This window comes from Brevundimonas sp. SPF441 (assembly GCF_009661015.1).
Classification (GTDB): domain Bacteria; phylum Pseudomonadota; class Alphaproteobacteria; order Caulobacterales; family Caulobacteraceae; genus Brevundimonas; species Brevundimonas vesicularis.
Map to the genome: position 1 here is coordinate 20499 of NZ_WJWX01000022.1, position 19379 is coordinate 39877.

Sequence of the window (19379 nt, forward strand, 5' to 3'; positions counted from 1 at the left end):
CCTATGTCGGCGCCGTCCGGGCGATCCGCAACACCGACGGGAGCGGTGACGAAGTGCTAGTCCGGCTCGCGCTCGCCCACCTCGGTCGGCGGCACGGCCATAAGCCAGCCGTCGGCCAGGTGCAGTTCCGGCGTCGCTTCCTTAGTGAAGGGCAGATACCAGGTCGGGCCGCCGGCAGCGGGCGCGATCTCCAGCATGTCGTCGGCGCCGAAGTTCTGAACCGATTTCACCGTGCCCATGACGGCGCCCGCCGTGTCGCGGACCTGAACGCCCAAGAGGTCGGCGAGGTAGAATTCGTCCTCGTCCGGCTCGGGGAACCGGTCGCGGGGGACGTGCAGCTTAAGGCCGCGCAGGGCGTCCGCCTGTTCCTTGGTCGTGATCTCCTTGGCCCGGCCGACGACGCCGTTCTTGTCGGGCCGCGTCGAGGTCAGGGTCAGGGCCACGGTCCCATCGGCGCGCAGCAGAGGGCCATAGGCGGTCAGGGCCAGGGGATCGGCGGTGAAGGCGGTCACCCGCACCTCGCCCCGCACGCCGAAGCCGCCGCCGACCTGGCCGACGAGGATCAATCTGCTGTCCGTGGTCATGCGTGTTCTTAACCCATGAAAAAGGCGGCGTCGAAAGACGCCGCCCTGATCATCGTCAAACCAAAAGGCTTAGCCTTCGGCCTTTTCCTCGGTCGCTTCAGCAGCCGGGGCTTCCTCGGCGGCGGCGTCAGCGGCCGGAGCTTCCTCGGCAGGCGCTTCTTCAGTAGCGGGAGCGTTCTTGGCGGCTTCGGCGGCGGCGGCGGCCTCTTCCTTGGCGCGGGCGGCGGCTTCAGCAGCCTCGACCTTGGCGGCGGCTTCGGCTTCCAGGCGGTCGGCTTCGCGCTGGGCGCGTTCGGCGGCGCGCTCTTGCGCCTTCTTGCCCGGAGCGCCCTTGTTCGGGTTGTTCGACTGCGTCCACTTGACCTTCTGGCCCAAGGTCTCGTCCTGCGACAGGAAGCGGGCGACGCGGTCGGTCGGCTGAGCGCCCTTGCCGAGCCACTCGGCGATGCGCTCGACCTTCAGGGCGACGCGCGGTTGGGCGCCGTCCTTGGGCAGCATCGGGTTGTAGCTGCCGACCTTCTCGATGAACTTGCCGTCGCGCGGCGAGTGCGAGTCGGCGATGACGATGTGGTAGTAGGGGCGCTTCTTGGCGCCGCCGCGGGCCAGACGAATCTTCAGCATTTCAGGTCTCTTTCTAGGAAGTCGTTATTTCTTGGGAGGGAAGCCCGGCAGGCCAGGAAGACCTCCCGGAAGTTGTCCGCCGCCCAGTCCGGCGAGCCGGTCCTGGATGGCTTTCAGATCGTCGGCGGAGGGTTCGGCCATCTTGCCGCCGCCCAACGCCTTGAGGCGGGCCATGTCGGGGCCGCCGCCGCCCATTCCGGGCATGCCGCCGCCGCCAAGGCCGCCCAGCATGGCGGCCATCTGCTGCATCTTCTTGGGTCCGCCGCGCGCCATCGACTTAACCACGTCGGCCATCTGGCGGTGCTGTTTCAGAACCCGATTCACGTCCTGCACATCGACGCCGGCGCCGGCGGCGATGCGCTTCTTGCGCGAGGCGTTCAGCAGGTCGGGCTTCTTGCGCTCGGCCTTGGTCATCGAGGAGATGATCGCTTCCTGACGCAGGATCATGCGGTCGTCGATGCCGCTCTCGGCCATCTGACCCTTCATCTTGGCCACGCCGGGCAGCATGCCCATGATGCCCTGAAGCCCGCCCATCCGCTTCATCTGCTGAAGCTGGCCGGCCAGATCATCCAGATCGAACTGACCCTTGGCCAGTTTGCGGGCCATCTTCTCGGCCTTGGCCTGGTCCAGATCCTGGCTGGCCTTTTCGACCAGGGCGACGATATCGCCCTGACCCAGAATGCGGCCGGCGACGCGGCGGGCGTCGAACACGTCCAGCGCATCGACCTTTTCGCCGGCGCCCAGATATTTGATCGGCAGGCCGGTGACGGCCCGCATCGACAGCATGGCGCCGCCACGACCGTCGCCGTCGGCGCGGGTCAAGACCAGGCCGGTCAGGGGCAGGCGCTCGTGGAAGGCCTTGGCGGTGCGAACGGCGTCCTGGCCGGTCAGGCTGTCGGCGACCAGCAGGGTCTCGACGGGCTTGGCGATGTCGGCGACCTCGGCCACCTCGTTCATCAGCCCTTCGTCCAGGGTGATGCGGCCGGCGGTGTCGAGGATCAGGACGTCGAAACCCTGAAGCTTGGCCGATTGCAGCGCCCGGCGCGTGATCTGGACCGCGCTCTCGCCCGCCACGATCGGCAGGGTGGCGACCTCGATCTGCTTGCCCAGGGTGGCCAGCTGTTCCATCGCGGCCGGACGGCGCGTGTCCAGCGAGGCCATCATGACCTTCTTTCGATCGAACTTGGTCAGGCGCAGCGCCAGCTTGGCCGAGGTCGTGGTCTTGCCCGAGCCCTGAAGGCCGGCCATCAGCACCACGGCGGGCGGATTGGCGTTGGTGTTCAGCGGGACCGGCTCTTCGCCGCCCAGCATCTCGATCAGGCCGTCATAGACGATCTTGACCACCTGATCGGCCGGCTTGACCGAACGGATGACCTCTTCGCCGGTCGCGCGCTCGGTGGCGAAGGCGATGAATTCCTTGACGACCGGAAGGGCGACGTCGGCCTCGAGCAAGGCCACGCGCACTTCGCGCATCGCCTCGGCGACATCCTTTTCGGACAGGGCGCCGCGCCCGGTGATCCGGTCAAAGACGCCTGTCAGCCGCTCGTTCAGAGCCTCGAACATTCACTACCTCATAGCGACGGGTGAAACGGCTCCATACGACAACGGCCCCCGGCGACGATCACGTCGGCGGAGGGTTCTCGCCGGGCTCGTCTCATCGAAATGAGGGTCGTCCCGGTGGAGACGCAGGTTCACTTGCGTCGGAAGCGGCGGCTTATGGCGGAAAAACCTTACAAAGGCAACCGGAGCGATCCGGTCACGCTATAAGAGCCAATATCGACGCAGGGATTTAGCGGATTGTCATCATCGTGCTAAGAGCCGCGCCCTTTATAGGGGCGGCGCTGTCGCCAGGGTTTCAGACTTCGGGAGAAGCACAGATGAGCAAGGTGCTGGTTATCGGCGCGGGCGGCGTCAGTTCGGTGGCCGTCCACAAGATGGCGATGAACGCGGACATCTTCTCGCATATCACCCTGGCGAGCCGCACCAAGTCCAAGTGCGATGCGATCGCCCAGTCCGTGAAATCGCGCTTCGGCGTCGACATCGACACGGCGGCCATCGACGCCGACGACGTGGCGGCGACCACGGCGCTGATCCAGAAGGTGCAGCCCGAACTGGTCGTGAACCTGGCCCTGCCCTATCAGGACCTGTCGATCATGGACGCCTGCCTGGCCGCCGGCGTCGACTATCTGGACACCGCCAACTACGAGCCGCGCGACGAGGCCAAGTTCGAATACAAGTGGCAGTGGGCCTATCAGGACCGTTTCAAGGACGCCGGCCTGATGGCGCTGCTGGGTTCGGGCTTCGATCCCGGCGTGACCTCGGTCTTCACCACCTACATCAAGAAGCACCTGCTGGATTCCATCGAGACGCTGGACATCCTGGACTGCAACGGCGGCGACACCGGCCTGCCGTTCGCGACCAACTTCAACCCCGAGATCAACCTGCGTGAAGTGACCGCGAACTCGCGTCACTGGGAGAACGGCCAGTGGGTCGAAGGCCCGGCGCTGAGCCACAAACAGACCTTCGACTTCGAGGGCGTGGGTCAGAAGAACATGTACCTCATGTACCATGAGGAGCTGGAATCGCTGGCGAAATTCTATCCCGAGATCAAGCGCATCCGCTTCTGGATGACCTTCGGCGACAGCTATCTGAAGCACCTCGAAGTGCTGGAAAACATCGGCATGACCTCGATCGAGCCGATGTCGTTCCAGGGCCGCGAGATCATTCCGATCGAGTTCCTGAAGGCCCTGCTGCCCGAGCCGGCCTCGCTGGGTCCGATCACCAAGGGCAAGACCAACATCGGCGTCATCGCCACCGGCCTAAGGGACGGGGTCAAGAAGACGGTCTACGTCAACAACATCTGCGACCACGAAGAGGCCTATGCCGAGACCGGCAACCAGGCCGTCAGCTACACCACCGGCGTGCCGGCCATGATCGGCGCAGCCCTGATGGTGACCGGCCAGTGGAAGGGCGACGGCGTGTTCAACATGGAGCAGCTGGACCCCGATCCCTTCATGGACATGCTGAACAAGCACGGCCTGCCGTGGAAGGTTCAGGACCTGGACGCCCCTCTGGACTTCTGATCGGACCGACTGAATGCAGACCCAGGCCGGCGATCCGGGCGCCTTTGCGCATTTCGACCTGAACCGCGTCGCGTCGCCCGCCTTCGTGGTGGACGAGGCGGCCATCCGTCGCAATCTGTCCGTGCTGAAGGGCGTGCGTGACGGAGCGGAGGCGCGCGTGCTTCTGGCGCTGAAGGCATTTTCGATGTGGTCGCTGGCCGATGTGGTCGGCGAATACCTCGACGGGGTCTGCGCCTCGGGTCTGTGGGAGGCGCGGCTGGCGCGCGAGTTCTACAAGGGCGAGCTGACGACCTATTCGCCGGCCTATACGGCGCAGGACCTGCCTGAGATCCTGCGTCTGTCGGATCACGTCATCTTCAACAACCCGGCCCAGATCGCCCGCTTCATCGACTTGATCGCCCAAGCGCGCGCGGACGGCGAGACGTTCGAGATCGGCCTGCGGCTGAACCCCGAACATTCCGAAGGCGAGGTCGCCAAATACGACCCGGCCCAGCCCTGTTCGCGCCTGGGCTTTCCGGTGTCGCAACTGACCGCCGAACATCTGATCGGCGTCGACGGTTTGCATATCCATGCGCTGTGCGAGCAGGATTTCCAGCCCCTGTCGCGCATCTGGGCGGCGGTGGAGCCCAAGCTTTCGCCGCTGCTGGGCAGGATCAAATGGCTGAACCTGGGCGGGGGGCACCACATCACCCGCGCCGACTATCAGACCGACGATCTGATCGCCTTCGTGCGCGATCTGCAGGCCAGGCACGGGGTTCAGGTCTATCTGGAGCCGGGCGAGGCCGTGGCGCTGGACGCCGGCATACTGATCGGCGAGGTGCTGGACGTGTTCGAAAACGGCATGCCCATCGGCATCACCGACATCTCCGCCACCTGTCATATGCCCGATGTGATCGAGGCGCCCTATCGCCCCGCGCTGTTGAAAGAGCCCGAGCATGGGGTGACGGTGCGACTGGGCGGGCCGTCGTGCCTGGCCGGCGACATCATCGGCGACTACGTCTTCGCCGAGAGGCCGACGCCCGGAACGCGGATCGCGTTTCTGGACCAGGCCCACTATTCGATGGTGAAGACCAACACCTTCAACGGCGTGCCGCTGCCGTCTATCGTGCTGTGGAACTCCCAGACGGATGCGCTGAGGACGGTGCGTGACTTCGACTATTTGGCCTTCCGCGACCGACTGTCCTGATCGCAAAGAAAAGGGCGGCTCGCGCCGCCCTTCCCTGACCTATTCTTCTTTCGGTTCGTCCGCCGTCGGTTCGGCGTCGGGCTTGGGCGTCGAGCCCGGCTCGGTGACGACGATGCCTTCGGGCGGGGACGACAGTTTCGACAGGTCGCCGCCGGCGCGCAGGACGTCCAGCGCGCGCTGAAGCTGATAGTCCTTTTCCTTGTCGAACTTTTCGCCCGGGGCTTCGCGCGGGGTGTGCGGACCCTTGCGCTCGGCGCCGATGGAGGCGTCCAGGGCCGTGGCGTAGGCGGCCTCGGAATAGATGAAGCTGGAGCGCGAGACGATGCGGGCCTCGGCCTCGTTGCGGGCGACTTCCAGATCCGGCTCGATGCCGATCTTCTGGATCGAGGCGCCCGAGGGGGTGTAGTAGCGCGCGGTCGTGATCGACAAGGCGCCGTCCTGGCCCTGACGCAGCGGGATCACGGTCTGGACCGAACCCTTGCCGAAGCTGGTCAGGCCCACGATGGTCGCGCGCTGGTGATCCTTCAGGGCGCCGGCGACGATTTCCGACGCCGAGGCCGAGCCGTAGTTGACCAGGACGACCAGCGGCAGGCCGCCGGTGACGTCGCCGGGCTTGGCGGAATAGCGCTGGATCTGCTCGGGCTTGCGGCCCCGTTGGCTGACGATCTCGCCGCGTTCCAGGAAGGCGTCGGACACGTCGATGGCAGCGTTCAGCAGGCCGCCGCCGTTGTTGCGCAGGTCCAGGACATAGCCCTTCACGCCCGGCTTCTCGGCCTTGATCTTGGCGATAGCCTCGTTCAGCTCGCGGCCGGTGTTCTCGTTGAAGGTCGAGACGCGCAGATAACCGAAGTCACCCTCGACCCGGCCGGTGACCGACTGAACCTTGATGACCTCGCGGGTCAGGGTCACTTCCAGCGGGTCTGAACCGTCGCGCAGGAAGGTCACCTTGACGCTGGTGCCCACGGCCCCTCGCAGCTTTTCGGACACCTGGCTGACCGTCAGGCCCGCCGCGTTCTGGCCCTCGATCGAAGAGATCACATCGCCCGCCTGGACCCCGGCCTTAGCGGCGGGGCTGTCGTCCATCGGCGAGATGACCTTCACCATGCCGCCGTCGGCGCTGATGGTCAGGCCGACGCCAGAATACTGGCCCTCGGTGCGTTCGCGCAGGTCGTCGTAGTTGGAGGGCGGCAGATAGTTGGAGTGCGGGTCCAGCGCCGTCATCATGCCGGCCAGCGCGGCCTCGATCAGCTTCTTGTTGTCGACCGGGACGACGTAGGCCTGCTCGACGATGCCCACCACGTCGCCGAACAGCTCCAGCATGCGGAAGGTTTCGTTTCGCGGGGTCTGGCTGCTGACAGCAGCGGCGGATCCGCCGAGCACCAGAGCGGCGCAGCCGACGAGGAGCAGTTTACGCATTCGGTCTCTTTCGGTCGGGCCGATCACTGTGGGCGCCCGTGGGAAGGTTAAGGCCCCGCAGTCACGACCAAATCGTGGCGACGCGGCGTCCCGCCGATAAAATCAGCGTCAGACGAGAATGCAAAGGACTATTGCGGGTTCAACGCAACCACGGTCCCGGATCGATCGGCCGTTCGTCGCGGCGCAGTTCGAAATAGACATCGCCGTCCGGGCCGCTGCGCCCCAGGGTCTGGCCGTCCGAAACCCGGGCGTCCGGGCCGACATCGACGCTTTCCAACCCGGCGATGACGGCGCGCCAGCCGGGACCGAGGTCCAGCACCACCACATTGCCCCACCCCGTCAGCGGCCCGGCGTAGGCGACCTTGGCGTCGGCGGGCGCGGTGACGGCCGCGCGGTCAGCCCGCCAGCGCCAGCCGGAGGTTCCGGCGCCCCAAGTCTGGCTGGGCGCGCCGGCGACGGGCGAACTGAGGCGACCGCGTCCGGCCGGAAGGCGAGCGGTCGGCGTCTCTTCGGCCTGGGTGGTCGGGACCGCGCCGCCCAGTTCGCGGATGCGGCGTTCCAACACGGCGGCGGCGCGTTCGGCGGCGCGGGCCTCAGCGTTCAGAACGGCGGTCAGGGCGGTCTTGCGCGCCGTCAGCCCCTCGATCTCGCCGCGCCGGTCGCCCTGCTCGCTCTCGGTCGTCAGCAGTCGCTCCGAGGACAGGACGGCGAGGCGGCGGATGCGCATGATCTCGGCCTGACGGGCGGCCAGCACCTTGGCGCGGCTTTCCAGATCCGGCGTCATGGCCTTGAGCAGGATGGAGGCGCGCACAGTGTCGATGGCCTTGTCGGCGGGCACCAGCAACGGCGGCGGCGGGCGGCGGCTCATCATCTGCAACGCGCTGAGCAGACGGCCCTGGGCGCCGCGCTCGCGCGCCAGGTCCGTGACCAGTTCGGCCTCGCGCTCGGTCAGTTGCTGGAGGCGCGCGCGCTGATCGTCGATCTGACGGTCGCCGGTCTGTTCGTCGGCCCGCAACGAGGCCAGACGGCGCTCCAACTGAGCCAGTTCGGTCTTGGCGGCGTCGGCGTCGGCACGCAGACGACGGGCGCGCACCGTCTCGTCGCGGTATTCGGCCTGGATGCGCGACAGTTCGCTCTCGGGCGCCTGGTTGCTCATCGCCGGGGCGGCGCAGACGAAACCCGTCAGCAGGGCCAGCGATAAGGGTATGGCGCGACGCATGTCAGTCGCGATGATAGGGCGATCCGGCAAGGATGGTCACGGCCCGATACAGCTGTTCGGCCAGCATGGCGCGCGCCAGGGCGTGGGGCCAGGTCTGGGGACCGAAGGCCAGGGTCGAGGACGCGGCGTCGCGCACGCTGGCGTCCAGCCCGTCCGCCCCGCCGATGGCGAAGACCAGACGACGCTCGCCCTGGTCCCGCAATTTGGCGATGTGGTCGGCGAAGGCGCGCGAGGAATAGGTCTTGCCGCGCTCGTCGCAGGCGATCAGGTGCGCGCCCTCTGCGGCAGCCAAGATCAGCTCAGCCTCCGGCGCCTTGCCGGGTCTGCGAGCTTCCAGATCGATCAGTTCGAGGGGACCGAGGCCAAGCGCGCGTCCCGACAGGGTGGCGCGCTTGGCGTAGTCGTCGGCGAGCGTCGCTTCAGGCCCCCGGCCCGGTCGGCCGATGGCGACGATGCTCAGCTTCATGGTGTCAGTCGCGGACCATGCGGTGGGCGGAGTCGACCGCCCAGATCTTTTCGATGTTGTAGAAGGTGCGCACTTCCGGGCGGAACAGGTGCACGATCACATCGCCGGCGTCGATCAGAACCCAATCACAGTGCGGCAGGCCCTCGACCTTGGCCTTGCCCAGCCCCTGTTCCTTGAGCGTGCGCAGCAGGTGGTCGGCGATGGCGCCGACGTGACGGTGCGAACGACCGGACGCCACGATCATGGTGTCGGCCATGGCGCTTTTGCCCTTCAGGTCGATCAGGACCATGTCCTGGGCCTTGTCCTCGTCGAGGCGGCTCAGCAGGGCTTCTTCCAGCGGCGTGGAGCCGACGGGGCGGGGAGCGGAATCGTCGAAGCCGCGCGGGGAGGCGTCGGATTCAAAGCCGTCTTCGGAATGGAGAGGTTCGATAGGGTCCATCTCGTGCGCCGTATTCGAGACGGCGGCGTCTTGCGTATCATACGCGGGCGAGGGGGTCAGCGGAGGGCTCCGGGAGCGTTGACTAAAGAAGCCCTCTAGCACGGATGGGCCGCAACGTGAACCGCCGCCCGAATCATCCGGCGATCACGAGGTCGCGCGCACGCCTGCGCCGGTCCTGATCGCCGTGGACGACAGGGGGTTGAGCGGCGCCGTCAGATAGGTCCAGGCGGGCGCCTGAAGCGTCGGCAGAAGCCCCGCCTGCTGGGCCGGAATGCGGAAACCGGCGAAGCGGGCGGCGGCCGGCGCCGTGCGGCTGTCCAGCAGCGAACCCGGCCGGGCGATGACCGCCACCGGCATCAGCCGCATGATGTCGGTCCAGCCTCGCCAGCGGTGGAAGCTGGCCAGATTGTCCGACCCCATCAGCCAGACGAAATGCACGCCGGGATGCCGCGCGACCAGAAGGCGCAGGGTGTCCACGGTCCAGGCGACGCCGGCCCGACTCTCGAAGTCCGAGACGATCATCGACGGACCGCGTGCGTGCTGGCGCGCCGAGGCCATGCGGTCCTTCAGCGGCGCGCTGTGACGGGCATCCTTCAACGGGTTCTGCGGCGAGACCAGCCAGACGACCCGGTCGAGATCCAGACGTCGCATGGCGGTCTCGGCGACATGGGCGTGACCCTCGTGGGCGGGATTGAAGGAGCCGCCGAACAGGCCGACCTTCATGCCTGGAGCGAGGATCAAGCCGTCGCGTAGCGCCCCGGAGCGGGGGCCGGCGCCTTTGGGCGCGGGACCGGCGTGGAAGAAGGACAAGCGGCGTCTCGGGCGGCGGGCGTTATGCTCAGCGGCGCCCTTATAGCGCGCGCCTATGCTCCGCCTACAGAATTCGTTCTCAGACGGCGGCGTCGAACAAGGCGTCGCGCGCCACGTCGGCGTGGGTCATGGGGAACAGGTGCCCGCCGCCGGACACGACCTCGACCGAGACATTGGGCAGGCCGCGGGGCTGAACCGGCACATGGGTCAAGGCGCCGTGTTCGGCCTTCAGGATGCGGACCGGGCCGGGATAGCGTTTCATGGCCCGCCACGGATCGTGCGCCTGGGCTGCGTAGTTGGCCGCCTCCCAGGCCGGCGCGGCGGTAAGGCTGAACCCGCCGTCGCCTTCGTTCAGGCCTTCGGAAAGATAGTCGGCCAGGACCATGTCGGGCCAACCCTTGAAGGCGCCGCGCCCGCGATAGGCGGCCATCGCCTGTTCGCGGCTGTCGAACTGGCTGCGACGGCGCAGGGTGGCCTTGGCGATGGGGATCGCCTTCATCAGCTTGTGGGCGAAGGGCAGGTTGAAGGCGAAGACCGCGGATCGTTTCCAGATCACCGGATCAAACAGCACCAGGCTGGACACCCGATCCGGCCGAATGGCAGCCGCCAGAAGCGAAGCCGTGCCGCCCATCGAATGGCCAGCCATGACCACGGGCGGACCGTCAATGGCCTCGAGCAGGGCCAGCAGGTCGTCGCGGTGGTCCAGCCAGCTGGTCTTGGGCCGGGCGAAGGTCGGCAGCGCAGACCGTCCATGGCCGCGCAGATCCGGCGCCCAGATCCGCAAGGACGCCGACAGCGGCGACAAGAGGCTGCGATAGGTGGCGGCGTTGAAGCCGTTGGCGTGAGAAAAGATCAGATCGACCGGCCGGTTCGGATCGCCGAAATCCAGCACGGCCATCTCGCCGGCGCCCCAGCGATTGTCGATCGGCACGGACAGGCGACGCGGTGGGGACATCAACGCCGCGTCCATGGTCATGCGACGTCGCGACAGGCGGCGCAGCGACCGTGCGCCTCGATCGTGGTGCGGGCGATGGCGTAGCCGGCGGCCGATGCGGCGGCGTTCATGGCGCTCTGGTCCGGTCCGCTGACCTCGCGCGTCGCGCCGCAGCAGTCGCAGATCAAGAAGGCGGCCGCGTGGGCGGCCTCGCCATCGTCGGTGCAGGCGACATAGGCGCTGATGGAGGCGATGCGGTGGACCATGCCCAGCCGTTCCAGGAACTCCAGCGCGCGATAGACGGTCGGCGGCTTGGCGGCCTGGCCGTCTTCGCCAAAACGCGCGATCAGATCGTAGGCCTTCACCGGCTCGCCGCTTTCCAGCAGCAGAGCCAGGACGCGCCGGCGCTGGGCGGTCATCCGCTCGCCCTGCTGGACCGCGCGCGCCTCGGCCGCCGCCAGGGCGCGGTCCAGCGCCCCGCCGTTCAGGCCGGAGTGGTCATGGTCATGATCGCAGGCGGAACCCATACGCCACAGCTAATGGCTGGCGACCCCCACTGCAACCGACGCATCGCGGGTTTGCCGGTTGCGCGGCGTTGGGCTAGAAGGCGCGCCTCCGATCTTTAACCAGAGCGTCCTCGCTTCATGACCGACACGAACAATTCGCCGCTCGAAGGCAACGTCCTCTTCTACACAAACCCTGAGCCGCTGGACGCTGGCCTTCATGCCTCGCTTGGCGTCAACCCGGCCGAGAAGCCTTATGCGTTCGTCGGCAAGACCAATATCGTCCCGCTGACGGTCACCGAATTCGCCCCGGCGGCGTTGTCCTACCCAATCATCTTCATCGGAGACCAGAAGCTGCCCATGGCAGTCATGGGTCTGCGTCAGGGCGACAATCTTTTTGTGTCTGCAGCAGGCGACTTCCGCCCTGACGCCTACGTTCCCGCTTACGTGCGCCGCTATCCCTTCGTCTTCGCTGACGACAAGCAAAACGAGCGCATGGTCCTGTGCATCGATCGCGATGCAGAGATCGTCGTAGAGGGCGGCGAAAACCCCTTGTTCGTTGATGGACAAGCGAGCGAATACACGCAGATGGCGATGGATTTCTGCAACAACTTTGAACAGGAGCGTCTTCGCACGGAAGCCTTCCTGGCTCTCGTGAACCAGCTCGATCTGCTGGATGTGCGCGACGCGACCTTTACTCCGCGCAATGCCGACGGCACGCCAGCGCAGCCGCAGAAAATTGCCGAATATTACGCGGTATCAGAAGACAAGCTGCGCGCTCTTTCGGCCGAGAAGCTGGTCGAGCTGCGGGATAACGGGGCTCTGGGCCAAATCTACGCCCATCTGGTCTCTCTGCTGGGCTGGGAGCGCTTGATCGCTCTTGCCTTCCAACGTCAAGCCGAGGCGCCGGCTTCAGTAAACTGATCGCAAAACGCCAACCAGATGCACGCCCCGCCGGTTCGTCGGCGGGGCGTTTTTAGTTTCAACGGCGCGAGAACAGCGCCCGGGTCAGGCAAGAAAAGACCAGACGCCCGGCCTCGTCCAGCAGGTCATGCGAGGCGATGACGATGCCCTTGTCGTCGCCGACCGGATCCTTGCCCATCACCGTCATGCGGCCCCGCAGCAGTTCGCCCGCCGGGGGATTGCGCATGTAACGCAGCCCATCGACGGCCAGGACCTTGGTCTGGGCCCAGCCGCCGGATTTGTCGGCCGCCAGTCGGCTCCACAGCACATAGACCATGGCGTCCGGCGCGCCGTAGGCCACGTCCCAGCCCGGCGAGAACCGCTCGATGAAGACGTCCAGCGCCCCTTGATCGACCGCACAGGCGCCCAGCGGCACGACCTGCCCCACCTCTAGGTCTTCGAAATGGACGTGCAGCGGATCGCTCATGCGCAGACCTTGGGTTCAGGCGGGTTCTTCGGAAACGCGAACCAGCAGCTTGCCGTCGTGATCGCCGGTGAACAAGCGATTCAACGATCCCACCGCGTCTTCCAGCCCGTCGTCGACGTGAACCTTCCACTTCACACGGCCATCCGCCAGCCACGGGCCCATTTCCGCCACCATCTCGCGGGCGCGTGGGGCGTAGTCCAGGACCAGGAAGCCCTGGACGTGCAGGCGATGGGTGATGATGCGCGCGAAGTTCGGCGAAGGCGGCGCCTTGGTCGCATTGTAGGAGGACACCAGGCCGCAGACCGCCATCCGCCCGTGGACCTTCAGCCGGTTGAAGACCGCGATCATGATGTCGCCGCCGACATTCTCGAAGTTCAGATCGACGCCGTCGGGGGCCAGACGGTCCAGCGCCTCACCGACATCCTGGTTCTTGTAATCGATAGCCGCGTCGAAGCCGAGTTCGTCGGTCAGCCAGGCGCACTTTTGCGGGCCGCCCGCGATGCCGATGACGCGGCACCCGCGCTGTTTGGCGATCTGCCCCGCGATGGAACCGACCGCCCCGGCGGCGGCCGAGATGACGATGGTCTCGCCTTCCTTGGCCTTCAACACATCGGTGACGCCGAAATAGGCGGTTAGGCCGGTCATGCCTAGCACGGACATATTGGCCGTCAACGGCAGGCCCGGCGCACGGTGGACCGGGCGAAGACCGCCTTCCGGCACGACCGCATAGTCGGCCCAACCGCCCGAGGTCGGCATGACGACATCGCCGGCCTTGAAGCGGCTGGATCGCGAGGCTTCGACGACGCCCAGCGTCAGGCCGCGCATGACCTCGCCCAGGCCGACCGGCGGCAAATAACCCTCGGAATCGTTCATCCAGGTGCGATTGGTCGGGTCCAGCGACAGATAGACGGTGCGGACCAGCACCTCGTTCTCCTTCAGATCAGGGATGGCCGTCTCGACCAGTTCCAGATCGCCGGGCTGGATCAGGCCCTTGGGACGCTGGCGCAGCACCCATTGACGGTTCGTCTTGCCGATTGTCGAAGCCATTGGCGTCTCTCCGTGCGTTTTCTTTGGCCACCATCTTGGCCGCGACGGGGGCCTCGGTCGAGGTGTGCGCCAAGAAAAAAGCGACCCTTGCGGATCGCTTTGAAGTGGCATCATCGAGAATGAGGCGCGGAGGCGGCATGATCAGCTTTCGCAGATCAAGTCGGGGGGCGTCGCCGCCTCCACGGACCAATAACGACGGCGCCTGAAGCCGGTTCCCGACCTCGATCGCCTTTTTTTTGCGCCTTCGTACTTTCGCCCATCGATGCTGGCGCAAAACAAAGAAAAGGCCTCGATCCCGAGGGACCGAGGCCGGTCTTGGCGCCCGAAGGAGACCGCGTTTTAAGCGGCTTCTTTCTGGCGTGACGGGTGGAAGAACAGCGCCTGGCTGATCGCCGCCTTCACCGTTTCCGGCTGGAAGGGCTTGGTGATCAGGAAGGTCGGCTCAGGGCGCTCGCCGGTCAGCAGGCGTTCCGGGAAGGCGGTAATGAAGATCACCGGCACGTCAATGGTCTTCAGGATATCCTTGACCGCATCGATGCCCGACGAGCCGTCGGCCAGTTGGATGTCGGCCAGAACCAGGCCCGGCTTGTGGCGGGCGACGGCGTCGATCGCCTCGTCGTGCGTCGTGGCGGTGCCGGTGACGCGGTGACCCAGTTCCGTGACCAGGCTCTGGATATCGGCAGAGATGATGGCCTCGTCTTCGATGACCAGAACATCGGTGGCCAGTTCGGCGTCGATGTCGGCCTGGGCGTCGGCGATCAGACGCTCCACGTCGCGCGGATCGGCGGACAGGATCTGCGCGGCTTCCGAAGGGGTGAAGCCTTCAAGGGCCGTCAGCAGGAAGGCCTGACGGGAGCGCGGCGCGATGCGCAGCAGACGCTGCGAGGCGTCGCTGCCCGTGGTTTCCAGCGTGCCGGTTTCCAGTTGCGCGCCGGTCGAGGACCAGATGGCGTGGAAGACATGATAAAGGGCGACCCGCGGCGTCATGTCAGCCGACAGTTGCTGTTCGCCGGCCGCCAGGGCCTCCAGAGCGACACGGACATAGTTGTCGCCCGTGGATTGATCGCCGGTCAGGGCGCGTGCGTAACGGCGCACATAAGGAAGATGCGGCGCGAGTCTGGCCAGAAGGCTCATTCAGATAGTCCCCGACAAATCACAGCCCGACCGGCAAGGCAGGGCGTTATAGCCAGCTTAAACGTCACATTCGCATCACGGTTCCGCCGCCGCGAACAAGCTTTAGCATTAAAAGCCGTTCATGCAGGAACCCCGCCGGTCTGATGACGTTTGAGACCGACATCTCTTCGCGATGACAGTTGGGTGGGCTTGGCTCTGTCTATGATCGATTCTCCGGACTCCTCTCGTCCCAAAGGCGACCAGAAGGGGGAGGCAGGGCTTGAAGAAGCTCGCCTTCGCCAGCAGGCCATTGGCGTTAAGCTGCGACACATGTTCGACGAGGTCGTCAACGAACCCGTGCCCGATGAGTTTCTCGATATCCTGAAACGCGCCGACGCCAAGTCTTCGGACAGCGCCGCATGAGCACCTCACGCCTTGGGGCCGCCCCCAAACCCGCGTCGGCCGACGACGAGGGCTTCAAGCGCGAACTGGTCCTGCTGATCCCGCATCTGCGCGCCTTCGCCCGGACCTTGACCGGCGATCCGACCGCGGCCGACGATCTGGCGCAGGACGCCATGATGAAGGCTTGGGACGCGCGCGCCAGCTATCAGATGGGCACGAACATGAAGGCCTGGACCTTCATGATCCTGCGCAACCAGTTCTATTCCGAAAAACGCCGCTCGTGGCGTCAGTCGCAGCTGGATCAGGAAGCCGCCGAGCGGACCCTGGTCGCCGTGGACGATCCCGAGGCGCCCGTCGCCTTGGACGAGCTGCGTCAAGCCTTGAAGACCCTGCCCGAAGAACAGCGCGAGGCCTTGATCTTGGTTGGCGCTGGCGGCTTCGCCTATGAAGAGGCGGCCGAAATCTGCGGCTGCGCAGTCGGCACGGTGAAGAGCCGCGTCAGCCGCGCGCGGCGTGCGCTGCAAGCCACCCTGGAACGGGGCGGCTACGGACGCGACGGCAAGGCGGCAGGCGACGCCATGCGCTCAATTCTCGGCGAGGCCGACAGGCTGGCCGGCGCCCGGAGCTGAGCGGCGGTGAACGAGACGACCAGGGACGCCCCAAGGCCGCGGCTCGGTCGCACGTGGAGCTCGGATCGCTTTCAGGGCATCCGGTTTCGGCTGGGCGCGGCCATGGCCATGGCCCTGCTGCCGATCTTCGTGCTCAGCCTGATCCAGACCCAGGCGGACTTCCAAAGACAGGCCGACGACCGGCAGGTGGACCTTCAACTGGCGGCCGAACGCAGCGCCTCCAGCGCCAAGGCCAAACTGGATAGCGCCCAGGTGCTGTTGCGCGCGCTCAGCCCCGATGCGGTCGGCCCCTATTGCGCACCGCGTCTGACGGCGCTGGTCGGACGTCTGGAAGGCTACGAGGGCCTCTACCGCATCAGCCCGACGGGCGAGGCGGTCTGCGCCTCGGGCCGAGTGGACGGCGTGAGATCCGGCGTGGCGCCCGCCGCCCAGTCGACTTGGTTCCAGCGGCTGCGCAATGGCGAAGAACTGGTCGTCATGCGCGCCCCCGATGGCGCCGGCTATGAAGGCGCGCTGATCGTGGCCACACGCGCCGAGCGGCCGATGGGCCGGTTCGACGGCGCCATGGTCGCCGTGATCCCCTTCTCCGCCCTGCAACCCGATGTCACTGACGCCGCGCTGCCGTCGGGCGCTCAAGCCGCCCTGACCGACGGCGCGGGTCGTATTCTGACGGCCAGTGATCCCGACGTGTTCAAACTCTCGGCCGGCGACGACATCGCGGGCTGGGTCGATCGGGCGAGCGATCAGGGGTCTGCGGTGTTCGAGGCCAAGGATGCGCAGAACCAGCGCCGCGACTATGCGGGCGCGGCCCTGGCCGGCGGCGATCTTTATGCGCTGCTGTCGGCCCCCGCGCCGGGGTGGCTGTCGTGGGCGCGGCTTAATCCGATCGGCACCCTGTTGCTGCCGCTGGGCGCCTGGTTGACGGCGTTCGCGGCGGTGATGCTGCTGTCGGAGCGGATCTTTATTCGCTGGCTGGATTATCTGGAGCGGGTCGCGGCCATCTACGCCAAGGGCCGGTTCTCGGTGCGTCCGCTGCAGGCGATGAACGCACCGTCCGAAATCCGCACCATGGCGCGCACACTGGACGAGATGGCCGAGGCCATCACCGTGCGTGACCGCGAACTGACCGACGCCCTGACGGAAAAAGACGCGCTGATGCGCGAAATCCATCACCGGGTGAAGAACAACCTTCAGATCATCTCGTCCCTGCTGTCGATGCAGCAGCGCGCCCTGACCGATGCGCCGGCTAAGGCGGCGCTGGGTGATACGCGCCAACGCATCTCGGCCTTGGCCCTGATTTACCGCACCCTGTATCAGAGCAACGACATTCGCCACGCCGACGCGCGCGAGTTTTTGAACGAACTGGTGGGGCAACTGGTCGCCAGCGAGGCCGGGCGCGGACCGGTGGTTATCAGCTCGGTGGACGCCGATTCCCTGCACGTCGATCCCGACAAGCTGGCGCCCCTGGCGCTGTGGCTGGTCGAGGCGGTGACAAACGCCCAGAAGCACGCCTTCGCCGGCAGCGGCGGGGAGCTGAAGGTGCGCTTCCGCGTCCAGGGCGAGAAATCGGTTCTGGAAGTCGAGGACAATGGGCCGGGCGCCCAGGCCGGCGCCGAGGTCGGGGTGGGCCGCACCCTGATGAGCGCCTTCGCCAAGCAGTTGCGCGGCGAGACCGAGTTCGCCACCCCGCCCGGCGGCGGCACCATCGCCCGCATGATCTTCGCCACCCCAGAAGCGCTCGCGCCCGTCGATCCGGCGGACAAGACGCCCGGAACCGCAGCGCTGGCGTCGCGTTGATGAGGCGAGTCCGGCGGAGTTTCACCCCGGCCAACCCTGGAGCTTCCCCTATGCGCAAGATTTTCGTTCTGGTCGCCGCCGCCGCCGCCCTGACCACTGCCGCCTGCAACACCGTTGAAGGCGTGGGCCGCGACACCCAGGCCGCCGGTCAGGCCGTGACCGGCGCCGCTCAAGACGCCAAGAACTAATCGACGGCCGCAGCCCAGGCTGCAGCATTCGACCGGCAAGGCCCCGCATCGTCGGGGCCTTGTTCGTTTCAGGACCGCGATAGGAGCCATCCCGTGAACCACACCGCCCGCGACGCCGGCCTCAAACTCTTGCGCCAGCACGCCCTGATCGCCGGCAAGGCTGTTCCGGCCAACAGCGGCGGCATCGCCGTCGATGATCCGGCGACCGGCGATGTGATCGGCCATGTCCCCGATCTGGGCGCCGCCGAAACCGAACAGGCCATCGCGGCGGCGAGCGAGACGTTCAAGACCTGGTCGAGATCCGATCCGCACGCGCGTGCGGCCTTCCTGCGCAAATGGGCGGCGCTGATCGACGACAATCTGGAGGGTCTGGGTGCCCTGATGGCGCTGGAGAATGGCAAGCCGTTCGAGGAGGCCAAGGGCGAGGTCGCCTACGCCAACGGTTTCCTGAAATGGTTCGCGGGCCAGGCCGAACGGTTGATCGGCGAGACCCAGGATAGCCCTCTGGGCCATCTGATCCTGACCTATCGCGAGGCGGTCGGGCCGTGCGCCCTGATCACGCCCTGGAACTTCCCCGCCGCCATGCTGACGCGAAAGCTGGGGCCGGCCTTCGCGGCAGGCTGCACCGCCGTGGTCAAGCCGGCCAGCCAGACGCCCTTCACCGCCATCGCCCTAGCCGAACTGGCCTATGAAGCCGGCCTGCCGAAAGGCGCCCTGTCGATCGTCACCGGCGACGCCGCGACCATCGGCAAGGTGCTGACCGACAGCCCGGACATTCGCAAACTGTCCTTCACCGGCTCGACCGGCGTGGGTCGCAAGCTGGCCGAGCAATGTGCCGGAACGCTGAAACGGGTGTCGATGGAGCTGGGCGGCGCGGCGCCCCTGATCGTCTTCGCCGACGCCGATTTGGATCTGGCGGTCGCTGAAACCATCAAGGGCAAGTTCAGGAACTCGGGCCAGACCTGCGTCTGTCCCAACCGCGTCTATGTCGAGCGGTCGGTCGCCAAGACCTATGCCGAGAAACTGGCCGCCGAGGTGGCCAAGATCGTGGTCGGTCCCGCCTTCGACGACGGCGTGAAGGTCGGGCCGCTGATCGAGGACAAGGCCATCGACAAGGTCGAAAAACATGTGGCGGCGATCAAGGCCGACGGCGGCCGGGTCTTGACCGGCGGGTCGCGCCATGAGCTGGGCGGCCGCTTCTTCCAGCCGACCGTGACCCTGGGCGGCGACGACGCCCTGTTCCGCGAGGAAGAGACGTTCGGCCCCATGATCCCCGTCTTCGCCTTCGACACCGAGGACGAGGCGCTGGAGAAGGCCAACGCCAGCGACTATGGCCTCGCCTCCTATCTGTTCACGCGCGATCTGGACCGGGCCATGCGGTTCAGCCGTCGGATCGAGGCGGGGATGTGCGGGGTCAACACCGGCCTGATCTCCACCGCTGTCGCGCCGTTCGGTGGGGTCAAGCAGTCGGGCTATGGTCGCGAAGGCTCGATCCACGGCATTGACGAATATGTGGACGTCAAGACGGTGACGCTGGCGCTGAAATAGCGCC

General features: G+C 66.6%; 21 protein-coding genes. 8 read left to right on the forward strand and 13 right to left on the reverse strand.

Annotation, left to right across the window (positions count from 1 at the left end; translation table 11 throughout):
• Positions 1-56 precede the first annotated feature (56 nt).
• The 3 genes from rimM to ffh form a co-directional block, all read right to left on the reverse strand.
• Complete coding sequence (gene rimM, locus GGC30_RS12295) at positions 57-584, reverse strand: ribosome maturation factor RimM (RefSeq protein ID WP_137720281.1); 528 nt, start codon at positions 582-584, stop codon at positions 57-59.
• Between the two features lie 69 nt (positions 585-653).
• Positions 654-1205 (reverse strand): 30S ribosomal protein S16, encoded by a 552-nt coding sequence (gene rpsP, locus GGC30_RS12300; protein WP_153924574.1) that lies wholly within the window; start codon positions 1203-1205, stop codon positions 654-656.
• A 24-nt stretch (positions 1206-1229) separates the two neighbouring features.
• Entirely contained in the window at positions 1230-2768 is a 1539-nt protein-coding gene (gene ffh, locus GGC30_RS12305; protein ID WP_153924579.1) for a signal recognition particle protein, read from the reverse strand.
• Positions 2769-3082: 314 nt separating this feature from the next.
• Between ffh and GGC30_RS12310 the strand changes: the two genes are divergently transcribed.
• Both GGC30_RS12310 and GGC30_RS12315 read left to right on the forward strand, forming a co-directional pair.
• The gene (locus GGC30_RS12310) at positions 3083-4288 is read left to right on the forward strand and encodes a saccharopine dehydrogenase family protein (RefSeq protein WP_153924582.1); all 1206 of its coding nucleotides are present in this window, start codon (positions 3083-3085) and stop codon (positions 4286-4288) included.
• A gap of 13 nt (positions 4289-4301) precedes the next feature.
• Positions 4302-5474, forward strand: a complete 1173-nt coding sequence (locus GGC30_RS12315) for a carboxynorspermidine decarboxylase (protein ID WP_153924584.1) — start codon at positions 4302-4304, stop codon at positions 5472-5474.
• Positions 5475-5513: 39 nt separating this feature from the next.
• Here GGC30_RS12315 and GGC30_RS12320 read toward each other — a convergent pair whose 3' ends face one another.
• The 7 genes from GGC30_RS12320 to GGC30_RS12350 form a co-directional block, all read right to left on the reverse strand.
• Entirely contained in the window at positions 5514-6890 is a 1377-nt protein-coding gene (locus tag GGC30_RS12320; RefSeq protein ID WP_153924587.1) for a S41 family peptidase, read from the reverse strand.
• Between the two features lie 139 nt (positions 6891-7029).
• Entirely contained in the window at positions 7030-8109 is a 1080-nt protein-coding gene (locus GGC30_RS12325; protein WP_066554033.1) for a murein hydrolase activator EnvC, read from the reverse strand.
• 1 nt (position 8110) lies between these two features.
• Entirely contained in the window at positions 8111-8575 is a 465-nt protein-coding gene (gene rlmH / locus GGC30_RS12330; protein ID WP_017506622.1) for a 23S rRNA (pseudouridine(1915)-N(3))-methyltransferase RlmH, read from the reverse strand.
• Between the two features lie 4 nt (positions 8576-8579).
• Positions 8580-9014 (reverse strand): ribosome silencing factor, encoded by a 435-nt coding sequence (gene rsfS / locus GGC30_RS12335; protein WP_082064315.1) that lies wholly within the window; start codon positions 9012-9014, stop codon positions 8580-8582.
• Positions 9015-9158: 144 nt separating this feature from the next.
• Complete coding sequence (locus GGC30_RS12340) at positions 9159-9824, reverse strand: nicotinate-nucleotide adenylyltransferase (protein WP_153924589.1); 666 nt, start codon at positions 9822-9824, stop codon at positions 9159-9161.
• 79 nt (positions 9825-9903) lie between these two features.
• Positions 9904-10794: an alpha/beta fold hydrolase gene (locus GGC30_RS12345; protein WP_228763736.1), complete on the reverse strand. Its 891-nt coding sequence runs from the start codon at positions 10792-10794 to the stop codon at positions 9904-9906.
• A gap of 2 nt (positions 10795-10796) precedes the next feature.
• A complete protein-coding gene (locus GGC30_RS12350; protein WP_017505514.1) occupies positions 10797-11285 on the reverse strand; it encodes a Fur family transcriptional regulator in 489 nt (162 codons plus the stop codon).
• Positions 11286-11402: 117 nt separating this feature from the next.
• Here GGC30_RS12350 and GGC30_RS12355 point away from each other — a divergent pair, with 117 nt between their 5' ends.
• Positions 11403-12185 (forward strand): SapC family protein, encoded by a 783-nt coding sequence (locus tag GGC30_RS12355; protein WP_066625371.1) that lies wholly within the window; start codon positions 11403-11405, stop codon positions 12183-12185.
• Between the two features lie 58 nt (positions 12186-12243).
• Here GGC30_RS12355 and GGC30_RS12360 read toward each other — a convergent pair whose 3' ends face one another.
• From GGC30_RS12360 to GGC30_RS12370, 3 genes are all read right to left on the reverse strand, one after another.
• Complete coding sequence (locus GGC30_RS12360; protein ID WP_017505512.1) at positions 12244-12651, reverse strand: acyl dehydratase; 408 nt, start codon at positions 12649-12651, stop codon at positions 12244-12246.
• 15 nt (positions 12652-12666) lie between these two features.
• A complete protein-coding gene (locus GGC30_RS12365) occupies positions 12667-13698 on the reverse strand; it encodes an NADP-dependent oxidoreductase (protein ID WP_153924596.1) in 1032 nt (343 codons plus the stop codon).
• Between the two features lie 339 nt (positions 13699-14037).
• On the reverse strand, positions 14038-14832 hold the full coding sequence (locus GGC30_RS12370) for a response regulator (RefSeq protein ID WP_153924599.1): 795 nt from the start codon (positions 14830-14832) through the stop codon (positions 14038-14040).
• Between the two features lie 201 nt (positions 14833-15033).
• Between GGC30_RS12370 and GGC30_RS12375 the strand changes: the two genes are divergently transcribed.
• From GGC30_RS12375 to GGC30_RS12395, 5 genes are all read left to right on the forward strand, one after another.
• Complete coding sequence (locus tag GGC30_RS12375; RefSeq protein WP_045809524.1) at positions 15034-15234, forward strand: NepR family anti-sigma factor; 201 nt, start codon at positions 15034-15036, stop codon at positions 15232-15234.
• The gene (locus GGC30_RS12380; RefSeq protein ID WP_055754558.1) at positions 15231-15842 is read left to right on the forward strand and encodes a sigma-70 family RNA polymerase sigma factor; all 612 of its coding nucleotides are present in this window, start codon (positions 15231-15233) and stop codon (positions 15840-15842) included. The genes GGC30_RS12375 and GGC30_RS12380 overlap by 4 nt, the downstream gene beginning before the upstream one ends.
• A gap of 102 nt (positions 15843-15944) precedes the next feature.
• Entirely contained in the window at positions 15945-17639 is a 1695-nt protein-coding gene (locus tag GGC30_RS12385; protein ID WP_055754559.1) for a sensor histidine kinase, read from the forward strand.
• A 50-nt stretch (positions 17640-17689) separates the two neighbouring features.
• Positions 17690-17827, forward strand: a complete 138-nt coding sequence (locus GGC30_RS12390) for an entericidin A/B family lipoprotein (RefSeq protein WP_017505506.1) — start codon at positions 17690-17692, stop codon at positions 17825-17827.
• Between the two features lie 93 nt (positions 17828-17920).
• On the forward strand, positions 17921-19375 hold the full coding sequence (locus GGC30_RS12395; protein ID WP_370451982.1) for an NAD-dependent succinate-semialdehyde dehydrogenase: 1455 nt from the start codon (positions 17921-17923) through the stop codon (positions 19373-19375).
• Positions 19376-19379 lie beyond the last annotated feature (4 nt).